Below are 9,650 nucleotides of genomic sequence, written 5' to 3' on the forward strand. Positions count from 1 at the left end.
CCACGGCAGACCACGCGACATGCCCGCCGGCAGATCCAGCCGCCGGCCCACCGGCAGACCCCGCACCAGATCCCACGGCAGACCACGCGACATGCCCGCCGGCAGATCCAGCCGCCGGCCCACCGGCGGACCACGCACCAGGGGCGACGCCGGGTCCGGCTGCGGGCCGGGCGGATTCGGCGGCGGGTCCGACGCCGGGCCGGCGGGGTTCGGTGGCGGGTTCGGCCGCGGGTCTCGTGACGGGGTCGGCCGCGGGTTCTGCGGCGGGGTCGGGAGTGGATGCGGTGTGGGGACGGCCTCGGTTCACGGGTCTGGCCCTTTCCATTCCGGTGTCGGTAATGCGGCGGCGCGGCGGCGGTGGCCGCATTCGCCGCTCGAATAGGATCGCCGCGTGCATTGGTGGAGCCAGCAGGCGTGCGACGCGGCCGCGGAGGCGCAGGCCGCCGATCCGTCGCCGGGGAATCTCATGGCGGCCGCCCAGGTGCAGGCGCTCGTGTCGCTGGCGGAGGCACTGCACCGTATCGCGGCGACCCTGGAAGAGCGGGACGAAAACGATATCGTCCGGCCGAAATAGTGCCCCTTCCGCGAAAATACCGGTGCGCCCGGAAATGGGACGCACCGGTATTTCTCCGGGTGTCAGACGTCGCTGAACGACTTGCGCTCCGTGCGGGCGGAGGTGCTCGCGGCGAGGCGGGAGGTCTTGGCGACGGGCGGGCGGGGCGGCGGCACGGTGTCCACGAGGTGGTCGGTGTCCGGCGCCGGGGCGCGCTCCTCGGACACGGCGGGCCGGGGTTCGTCCCGGGGGCGGTCCCGCAGCCGCCGCGCCGCCTGCCGCAGGGCGCGCTCGCCGACGAGGCGGGTCAGCTCCAGGCCCCAGCAGTCCAGCTTGTCGGCGTCGGTGAGGTCGTCGCGGTGGCTGAGCTCGGCGGCGAGCCCGCCGAGCCGCTGCGCCTCGGACAGGTCGAACTCGCGCATGAGGTGGCAGCACAGTTCGGCGAGGGCGGCGTGGTCGCGTTCGAACGACAGCCCCGACAGGTCGTTGTGCGACAGCCTGCTCAGCGCGCGCTTGCGCTCCAGTTCGCCGTCCGCGAGCCGGAGGATGCCGTTGAGGAGGGTGATGGGGCCGGTCCCGGCGGCCTTGCTGTGCGCGGGGGCGAACGACATCCGCAGGATGGCCGCGGACCCGATGCCGGCGGCGATCACCCGGACGACCATGAGGCTCGCCGGGGGCGTGGCGGGGGGCAGCCCGAACGTCCAGCCGGCGGCGGTCACCGCGATCAGCGCGACGACGGACGCGCTGGCGTTGACGAAGACGAACAGCAGGCCGCCCGGAGACAGCAGGGCGCCGACGGGCTTGTCGCGGTAGCGCGCGACGAGCTCGGCGAGGCCGATCGCGCCGCCGATCACGGCGGCGAGAAGCATCTCGATGGTCATGACTTCCTTTACGCGCTGCGGGCGGTCAGCCGGCCGAACGGGGACTCCTCGCGCCGGTCGCGCCGGGTGAGCAGGGTGGCGGGACGCTGCCGGGCGGCGAGCTCGGTGCGCTCGACCTCCAGGAAGACCAGCAGCCATTCCGCGGGGCCCGCGGCGAGACCGGTGTGGGTGCGCAGCGCCTGCTCGCGGGCGCCGAGAAAGGCCAGCAGCCAGCCGGTGGGCCCGGCCGACCCGGCGGCTCGAATTCGTGAATACATGGGGACGACCTTTGCGCAGGCGGCATCGGAAGTCGACTTCCTCAGGGTCAAGTTTTCGCGCCGGACGACGGTTGACGTGCCATTACCGTTTCGCCGGTAACGTCCGATCGATCCTGCCGATCTCCGCCTTATTGAAAGGCAAACCTTGGTTGTTTGGGCGGGCCGGGAGATTCTTTTGCAAAGAATTCCGGTTCGGGGCGGGGACGTCCGCCGCGGGGAGATCTATTTTCGCCGCCGGGCCTCCGGGCGGCGGGCTCCGCCGGGGCGTACCGCGGCCCGGTGCAGGCCCGCCGCGACACGCCGTGCGGCCGGCCGGCGGCTGTCAGCGGGGTGACAATCACGGGCCGTCGAAACTTTCCGTGGCCGTCTATCGAAGAGGCGTCCCCCAACCGGAGGCTGAGAGGAGTCGTCGGGGTCGGCACGGCTGTGCCCGGGAGCGAGTCGCTCGTGTCCGGGACGGACACGGTCGTGCCCGGGGACGACGCGCGGCCGTGCGCGGGTCCGAGGGAGTCGTGCCCCCGGGGGCGGACCGGCCGGGGGCGACGCGCGGCCGTGGCCGGAGTGGGACGCACGTGCGCGGCGACGGGGCCGGGTGCGGGGGACCGTGCGACGCGCCGGCAGCGGCGTGCTCGGAAGCGACGCGGCGTGGTCGTGCCCGGGAGTGACACGCGTACCCCGGGAGTGAGGCGGTCGCGTCCGGGGCGGGGCGCTCGCGCTCGGCGGTTCGGCCGGGCCTGGGGGCCGTGCCGGGAGCGGCGCGGTCCGGGAACTGGGCGCTCCCGGCCGGAGCACCACGTCCGTACGAGGTCGGTGTGGAGGAGCACAGGAGGGTGCATGAGCCGGAACAGGTCGTCCGCTGCCGCGGACTTTCCGCTTTCCGAGGTCCCGGCGGAGTTCGCCGAGCCGATGCTTCCGTACCTGGAGGCCGCGGCCGTCGAGATGGTGCAGGAGATCCAGGCGCTCGTCCCGGAGTACGCGCGGCCGCCGGAGAGCCGGTACGGCCGGCGGATGCGGTGGGCCGTCGAGGAGTCCGTCCGGCAGTTCGTGGACGCGATCGGCCGCCCCGACATGGACTGGGAGAAGGTCACCGGGATCTTCGAGGGCATCGGCGCGTACGAGGCGCGGCAGGGGCGGAGCCTGGACGGGCTGCAGACGGCGATCCGGGTGAGCGGGCAGGTCGCCTGCCGCCGGTTCATCAAGGACGCGCGCCGGCTCGGCTGGTCGCTGGACACCCTCGGGCAGATCACCGAGTCGCTGTTCGTGTTCCTGGAGCGCATCGCGGGCGCGGCGGGGCAGGGCTACGCGCGGGCGCAGGGCGAGATCGCGGGCGAGCGGGAGCGGTTCCGGCGGCGGCTCCGCGACCTGCTGGTGGTGGAGCCGCCGGCCAGCGCGGAGGCGATCGGGGAGGTGGCGCGGTCGGCGGGCTGGCCGGTGCCGCGGACGCTCGCCGCCGTCGCGGTCCGGCCGGGTCCGGGCCAGGCGGCCCCGGTGCTGCCGCCGATCTTCCTCGCCGACTGGGACGCCGCCGAGCCGTACGTGATCTGCCCGGACCCGGACGGACCGGGCCGCGACCGGATGCTCGCCGCGCTCAAGGGCACGCGGTCGGCGGCGATCGGCCCGGCGGTCCCGCCGTCCCGCGCGGCGCTGTCGCTGCGCTGGGCGCGGCGGGGCCTCGCGCTGGTCGAGCGGGGCGTCCTGCCGGGCAAGGAGCCGCTGCGCTGCCTCGACCACCTGCCCAGCCTGGTGGCGGCGCAGAGCGAGGAGCTGCTCGACGTGGCGCTCGGCGACCGGCTCGCACCGCTGATGAAGCTGCCGCCGCACCGGCGGGACGCGCTGTCGCGGACGCTGCTCACCTACATGGAGTGCCGCGACAACGCGGTGGCGGCGTCGGAGCGGCTGCTGGTGCACGAGCAGACCGTCCGGTACCGGATCCGGCGGCTGGAGGAGACGCTCGGCGGTGTCCTGCTCGACCCGGACCGGCGCATCGAGCTGCTGCTCCTGCTGCACCATCTGGTCCGCCTGGACCCGGGCGACCGGCGGCTGTCCCCGGCGGAGGACGGGTGAGGACGGCGGCGGCGGCCGGGGCGCCGGCCGCCGCCACCGTCCGGACCGGAGTCAGCCGGTGGGGCAGGTGCCCTCGTAGGCGGCGACGGCGTTGTCCGGCCGAGGCTCCGGGCAGAGGAACTGTTCATACCGGACGTCGTCGTCGACGAACCGCTTCATCCACGCGATGGCGTATTTGGCGATGGTCGTGTTGGGGGAATTGAAGGTCATGTGCCCGGCGTTCCGCAGTTCCAAGTACGCCTTTTCGGGCACACCGGTGAGGCCCGTGTAATAAGAGTGCGCCATGGAGTCCGCAGGAGCGATGAGGTCGTTGTCCGCGCCCATGATCATGGTCGGGGTCCGGACGTTCTTCCAGTCGTAGTTCAGGTCCCACGGCGCGAGCGGCACGGCGGCCCGCAGCGAGGTCCGCTTCTTCTCCGCCTCCAGCGTCCCGCCGCCGCCCATGGAGTGGCCCATGACGGCGAGCCGGGACGCGTCGATGCGGTCCCTGACCCCGCTCTTGCCGGTCAGGTAGTCGAGGGCGGCGAGGAGCTGGTCGCCGCGGGCGGCGGGCTGGTCGAACAGGCTGTTGGTCTCCAGCGTCATCACGACGAAGCCCTGGGAGGCGAGGCGCGGCCCGTACCAGTCGATCAGGGCCTGCGGGGAGACGAAGCCGGGCGAGACGGCGATGGCGCCGAAGGTGCCCTGGCTGAGGTCGGTCGGCGCGTAGACGGTGCCCTTGTTGAAGCCGGCGCCGCTGCCGGCCGGGACGTCGATCTTCTCGATGGCGAACGGGCCCCGCTCCGCGGTGATGCTCGCCTCGGTCGGCGCGGGCCCGCGCTCGTAGGGGCCGGCGGCGAACTGGACGGCGGGGACGGCGGCGGGGACGGCGGCGTGCGCGGCGGGCGCCAGCGCGGCGCCCGCGGCCAGCACGGCGGCCGCGGGGAGCATTCTGAACGCATTCGTCAGATGCCTGTTCATCGGGCGCACCCTTCACTAGGCGGACCGCGAAAGGGAGCAATTCGCGGTTGCCTGAATTGTGAGACGCCCCGGAGCCATTTGCTTCTCAGCCGGCTCCACGTTCTCGCCGTAAGTCTTATAGTCAACTTATAAATGCGTGAACCCGTGGAAACGGGCGGAGGGGCCACTCCCCCCGAAGTGACCCCTCTCTCCCCGTTCCGCCGCGCCGGCCCCCGGGTGCGCTCACAGGACCGGCCGCTCCCCCCGGAGCGGCTCGCACCGGCCGTCCGGCGGACGTGGAGAAGGTAGCGGGGCGGCCGCGGCCGGATCGAGGGCTCGGCCCCGTCCCGTCGACGAGCGGACGGCCGTGTGCGACGAGCGGGGCACGCTCCGCGGCCGGGGACGCGTGGTGTAATCAGCGTGGGAGGGAGTGGTGATGGTGGGACGCGTGCGGCCGATCACGCTGGTGGGGACGCCCGTCCTGCACCGGCCGTGCCGGCCCGTCGACGACTTCGGCCCGGCGCTGCGGGAGCTGGCCGACGACATGTTCGCCAGCATGTACGAGGCGCAGGGCGTCGGCCTGGCCGCGAACCAGATCGGCGTCGACCTGTGCGTCTTCGTCTACGACTGCCCGGACGCGGACGGCGAGCGGCGCAAGGGCGCCGTCGTCAACCCCGTCCTGGAACTGCCGGCGCTGGAGGACCGGCGGCTGGACGACGACGAGGAAGGCTGCCTTTCCGTGCCGGGGCCGCACGCGCGGCTGGCGCGTCCTGACCGTGCGACCGTGCGCGGCTTCGACGTCGACGGAAACGAGGTCACGGTGGAGGGGACGGGGTTGCTCGCCCGCTGCCTCCAGCACGAGACCGACCACCTTGAGGGCAGGCTCTACATCGACCGCCTCTCGGCCAGGGCGCGCAAGAGGGTGCTCAAGGAGTACGAGGCCCTGCGCGCGGAGAGCGAAGCGAGCTAGCCGTCCCAGACCGGGAGGTGGACGGCGGACGGGTGGTCCTCGTCGCGGAGGATCTCGAAGCGGGTGCGGCGGGACGCGACGGCCCGCCCGGCGGGTTCCCCGGTGCCGTGGTTGCGGGCGAATCTCGGGAACGCGCCGCCCGCCAGCATGACGCGCAGCCGGTGGCCGCGCACGAAGCGGTACGCGGTCGGGTGCATCTCGATCTCGGCCCGCACCACCCCTTCGGACCTGATGCGCAGGACGCCGTCGGTGACGTTGCGGGAGACCCCGTCGCGGTCGACGTCGCAGAGGCGGATGAACAGGTCGCCCTGCCCGGTGCTCGTCCGCGCGTGGACGGTCGCCGATACCGGCCCGATGAGGTCGAGGTCGCCGTCCAGCGGGGCGCCCGTCAGGACGACCACGTCGCCGCGGCGTTCGATCGGTGTGTTGTCCCGCTGCCCGCCCTTTCCGGGTGAGAGGAGCGGCCCGCCCACGGACGGGGTGGGGTCGAGAGGGTCGTAGGTGAACGTGGCCGGTTCCGCGTCCGGCGGCCCGTCCCAGAGAAGGCTCCGGCCCAGGTAGAGCGGCGTGGGCTTGGTCTCGGGCGGGGGCCATTGGTCGAAGTCCAGCCAGCGGCCGGCCTTCTGCAGGTGGAGCCTCACCGGGGCCTGGCGGAGCTGGGCCTTGTCGCCGTTCAGGTGGGCGTTCAGCCAGGACACCTGGTCGGAGACCATCGCGCGGAGCGCTTTCGTGTCGTGCCCCCATGGGCCGATGGTGATGCGCACCTGGCGTCCGGCCTCGTGCAGGGCGGTGAAGTCGCGCAACTGGCCGCGCAGGAAGAGGTCCCACCAGCCCGTCACCATCGTGGTGGGCGTGGCCGTGTCCGGGACGGCGGCGCTGTGGTCGGTCGCCTGCCAGAAGTCGTCGCCGGGTTCGGCGTGGGCTGTGACGTCGCGGAGGAACGATTCGGGGCGTCCGATGGCCGCGATGTCCGCTTCCCCTACCGGGAGGTGGCGCATCGCCTGCCGGACACGTCTGTTGTGGAGCGGTCGCCTCTTCTCGCCCTGCGTGCCCATCAACGACGACCAGACGAGCGTGTTGTGGAGGGCGAGCGCACCACCCGGATAGAAGGAACTCACGAACTCGGACGCCGTGATGCCGAGCCCCATCGCTTCCAGAGGAGGGTCTGCGTAGGGCGCGAGGGCCCATTCGGTGTATCCGAGGTAGCTCGCACCCACCATGGCGACCCTGCCGTCACACCACGGCCGGCCGCGAACCCACGCGAGCGTCGCGAGACCGTCGTCCTTCTCGTTGTGGAAGGCGTGGAACTCGCCGCCCGAGCCTAGGACGCCCCGCACGTTCTGCACGACGACCTGGAACCCGCGCCTGGCCAGAACCCCCGCGTACAGCCGCATCACGGGTTGCCGCTTGCCGTACGGGGTGCGAATCAGCACGGCGGGCATCGGCCCGGCCCCGCGCGGGCGGTACAGGTCGGCAATGAGCGCGACTCCGTCCGGCATGGGCACGCGCAAGTCGCGCCTTATCTGGACGTCCGGCGCGGTCGCCTCGGGTAGGCCGAAGAAGCGGTCCACCGCTCGCCCGAGGGTCCGTCCCAGCACCGCCATGCACGCCCCCTTCGACTGGCTACGAGGCTACGAGACGCCCGTGCCGATAAGGCGCTCGTACTCGTAGAGGACACCGGCGAACTCGCCCGTCGGCATCTCGCAGTTGTGGCCGGGCAGCCACAGGTGCTCCAGCCGGACGGTCTGCACGTCGACCCGCAGATGGCAGGCGTTCCCCGTGTGCTCCCAGCCGGGACGCGCCGCCCGCACGACCTCCAGGTGGTGGCGATGGCTCTGCACGTCATGGAGAAGGAACGCCATCAGGACGTGGCGCGGCCCGTTCACGGCCTTGGCGATCGCCACCGCGGCGGACGCTGCCGCCTCCAGATCGACCCCGGAGTCGGCCAGCTCCGGGAAGAACACCCGCACGTGCCGGACGACGCCCTCGATCTCGATGGGCATGCAGGGCAGCCGCAGCACGGCGTCCGGGTCGACGTAGCCGTGCACGGGGACACCGGCGACGACCCCGGACCACGCCCCCGGGATGCCGCCGAGGAAACGGGCCGACGTGAGGGTGTTCCCAAGCTCCGCCATAAGGCGTTCTGGGTCGATGCCACGCGGCATGAACGTCTTCGTGCCGCCGCGTAGGCGCGTACCGCTCTCGTCCAGGACGGCGAGGTCGGCCCAGCAGGCGCCCGAGCCGGTCTCCAGCACGCCGTGCGGGAGGCAGCCGTCCGGGTGCGGGGTCAGCCCGGCGATGTCCTCCAGCATGGCGCGCGGCGCCTGGATGAGCCCCCAGCCCTGCGTCCGGTGGGACACGGACCCGAGCGCCAGGGAACTCGCCACCGGCTCGCCGTTGCGCGGCTTGCCCAGCACCCGTTCGAGGCTACGGCGGCTCCGCAGCGCGCCGATCTCGTTGAGGTACTCGTCCAGGCATTGGCGCAGAACGGCCGGGTCGAGGTCGCAGGACGCCCACCCGCCGACGTCCCGCACGCGGACGGTGGTGCCGTCGAATTCGAGGCGGTGGTAGCGGTAGTCCTCCCGCCAGGGACCGGACGAGCCGCCGCCCAGCCGCCCCTGGGCGCGCGCGATCGCGGAGACGTCCTCGCCCAGGTCGTTGATGAGAAAGTCGCGCAGCGGGGCGTGCAGGGGGTCGGTCTCCACCGCCACCCGCCCGCCATCGCTGCGGAACCGCACCGGAAGCGACACTGCCATTCGCGTGATTATGCCGATAAGCGAAGATCATCACTGGAATGGCGGAATGTTCGTTCCGACGGGCGTCCCGATCAGGCGGTCCCGCCGGCCGTCTACGCGGGCTCGTCGGCCGGGTACGCGGGCTCGTCCGCCAGGTACGGGGGCGCGGGCTCGTACTGGATGTAGCGGCGGACCGCCCGCGCGTGGTCGCGGCCGTGGATGCGCCCGATCAGCCAGAGAGCCATGTCGATGCCCGCGGACACGCCCTGGCTGGTGACGAGGTTGCCGTCCACGACGTAGCGCGCGTCGCGTACGACGGTCACATCGCCGCGAACCTCCAGGGCGTCCTCCGACGCCCAGTGGGTCGCGACCCTGTGCCCCCTGGCGGGGCCTGCGGCGTGCAGCAGGATCGAGCCGGTGCACACGCTCGTCACCCAGTCGGCCTGTTCGGCGGTCTTCGCTATCCAGCCCGTGACGGACGGGTTGTGCGGCTGGGTCTCCCTTGCGCCGCGTCCACCGGGCACTAGGAGCACGTCCAGCTTCGGGTGGTCTTCCAAGGTGTGGTCTGGGACGACCCGGAGCCCTTTGGCGCACCGCACCGGCTCCAACTGCTCGGCGACCAGCACCGCCTTGTCCGGTTCCGCCCCGCCCTTCTGCTCGCGCATCATCGCCGACGCCGTGAACACCTCCCAGGGGCCCACGAAGTCCAGTTCCTCCGCGTCCTCGAACACCAGCAGCCCGTACGTGGTCATGCGTACTCCCTCGTCTCTCTGGGGCGGCACGCCGTCGAAGATCAGGAACGCGACGCGCATGCCTCCAGGCTGGGCCCGCCCCGCTCATGGCGTCAACGACGGGCACCCCACAGATTGCGCCATCCGCACACCCCGCCGCACCACCCCCGTCGACGACCGGGAAATTAATGGGTTGACACCGGCCGGAAACTATGGCTAACTCTTGGACATGATCCTTTGATCCTCTTCCGGTTGAGCCGCTCCCGGCATCGCCGCGAGCCCGCTCCCGTTCTCTTCCCAAGCGCACTTCCTCTCGCCGACAAGTCCTGTGACCTGCTGCGCGAGCCGTGCGCACAGCTTTCCATTTCGTCGGCCCCATTGCGGCCGAATTCACGCCCGCCCGGAGGTGACGCCTTTATGCGCGCCATTGACAGCCTCGGATCCGCGCCCTTCGCCAACGCCAAGAAGAAGGGCGCCCGAAAGAAGTCCGAATTCCGCTCCGCCAATCTCGCGAACCAGC

General features: G+C 72.3%; 9 protein-coding genes. 3 read left to right on the forward strand and 6 right to left on the reverse strand.

The features are described 5' to 3' along the window. Positions 1 to 391 precede the first annotated feature (391 nt). Entirely contained in the window at positions 392 to 574 is a 183-nt protein-coding gene (locus tag ACIWVC_RS09605) for a hypothetical protein (protein ID WP_396449487.1), read from the forward strand. Positions 575 to 636: 62 nt separating this feature from the next. Here ACIWVC_RS09605 and ACIWVC_RS09610 read toward each other — a convergent pair whose 3' ends face one another. Both ACIWVC_RS09610 and ACIWVC_RS09615 read right to left on the reverse strand, forming a co-directional pair. Next, positions 637 to 1,434: a hypothetical protein gene (locus ACIWVC_RS09610; RefSeq protein WP_396449486.1), complete on the reverse strand. Its 798-nt coding sequence runs from the start codon at positions 1,432 to 1,434 to the stop codon at positions 637 to 639. An 8-nt stretch (positions 1,435 to 1,442) separates the two neighbouring features. After that, positions 1,443 to 1,691 carry a hypothetical protein gene (locus tag ACIWVC_RS09615; protein ID WP_396449485.1) on the reverse strand — a complete coding sequence of 83 codons (249 nt, stop codon included), beginning with the start codon at positions 1,689 to 1,691 and terminating at the stop codon, positions 1,443 to 1,445. A gap of 834 nt (positions 1,692 to 2,525) precedes the next feature. On the opposite strand from ACIWVC_RS09615, the gene ACIWVC_RS09620 reads away from it, so the two are divergent. After that, entirely contained in the window at positions 2,526 to 3,755 is a 1,230-nt protein-coding gene (locus ACIWVC_RS09620) for a helix-turn-helix domain-containing protein (protein WP_396454005.1), read from the forward strand. Positions 3,756 to 3,806: 51 nt separating this feature from the next. Here the strand turns inward: ACIWVC_RS09620 and ACIWVC_RS09625 are convergent, their stop codons facing one another. Further along, complete coding sequence (locus ACIWVC_RS09625) at positions 3,807 to 4,715, reverse strand: alpha/beta hydrolase family protein (protein WP_396453286.1); 909 nt, start codon at positions 4,713 to 4,715, stop codon at positions 3,807 to 3,809. A gap of 415 nt (positions 4,716 to 5,130) precedes the next feature. On the opposite strand from ACIWVC_RS09625, the gene def reads away from it, so the two are divergent. Continuing rightward, on the forward strand, positions 5,131 to 5,664 hold the full coding sequence (gene def, locus ACIWVC_RS09630) for a peptide deformylase (RefSeq protein WP_396453160.1): 534 nt from the start codon (positions 5,131 to 5,133) through the stop codon (positions 5,662 to 5,664). Here def and ACIWVC_RS09635 read toward each other — a convergent pair. From ACIWVC_RS09635 to ACIWVC_RS09645, 3 genes are all read right to left on the reverse strand, one after another. Then, entirely contained in the window at positions 5,661 to 7,268 is a 1,608-nt protein-coding gene (locus tag ACIWVC_RS09635; RefSeq protein ID WP_396454006.1) for a CocE/NonD family hydrolase, read from the reverse strand. The two genes, def and ACIWVC_RS09635, sit on opposite strands and share 4 nt — an antisense overlap. A gap of 27 nt (positions 7,269 to 7,295) precedes the next feature. Further along, entirely contained in the window at positions 7,296 to 8,420 is a 1,125-nt protein-coding gene (locus ACIWVC_RS09640) for a hypothetical protein (protein ID WP_396453157.1), read from the reverse strand. Positions 8,421 to 8,512: 92 nt separating this feature from the next. Beyond that, entirely contained in the window at positions 8,513 to 9,211 is a 699-nt protein-coding gene (locus tag ACIWVC_RS09645; RefSeq protein WP_396454007.1) for a DJ-1/PfpI family protein, read from the reverse strand. Between the last annotated feature and the right edge of the window lie 439 nt (positions 9,212 to 9,650).

The organism is Actinomadura sp. (assembly GCF_044508335.1).
Classification (GTDB): Bacteria; Actinomycetota; Actinomycetes; order Streptosporangiales; family Streptosporangiaceae; genus Spirillospora.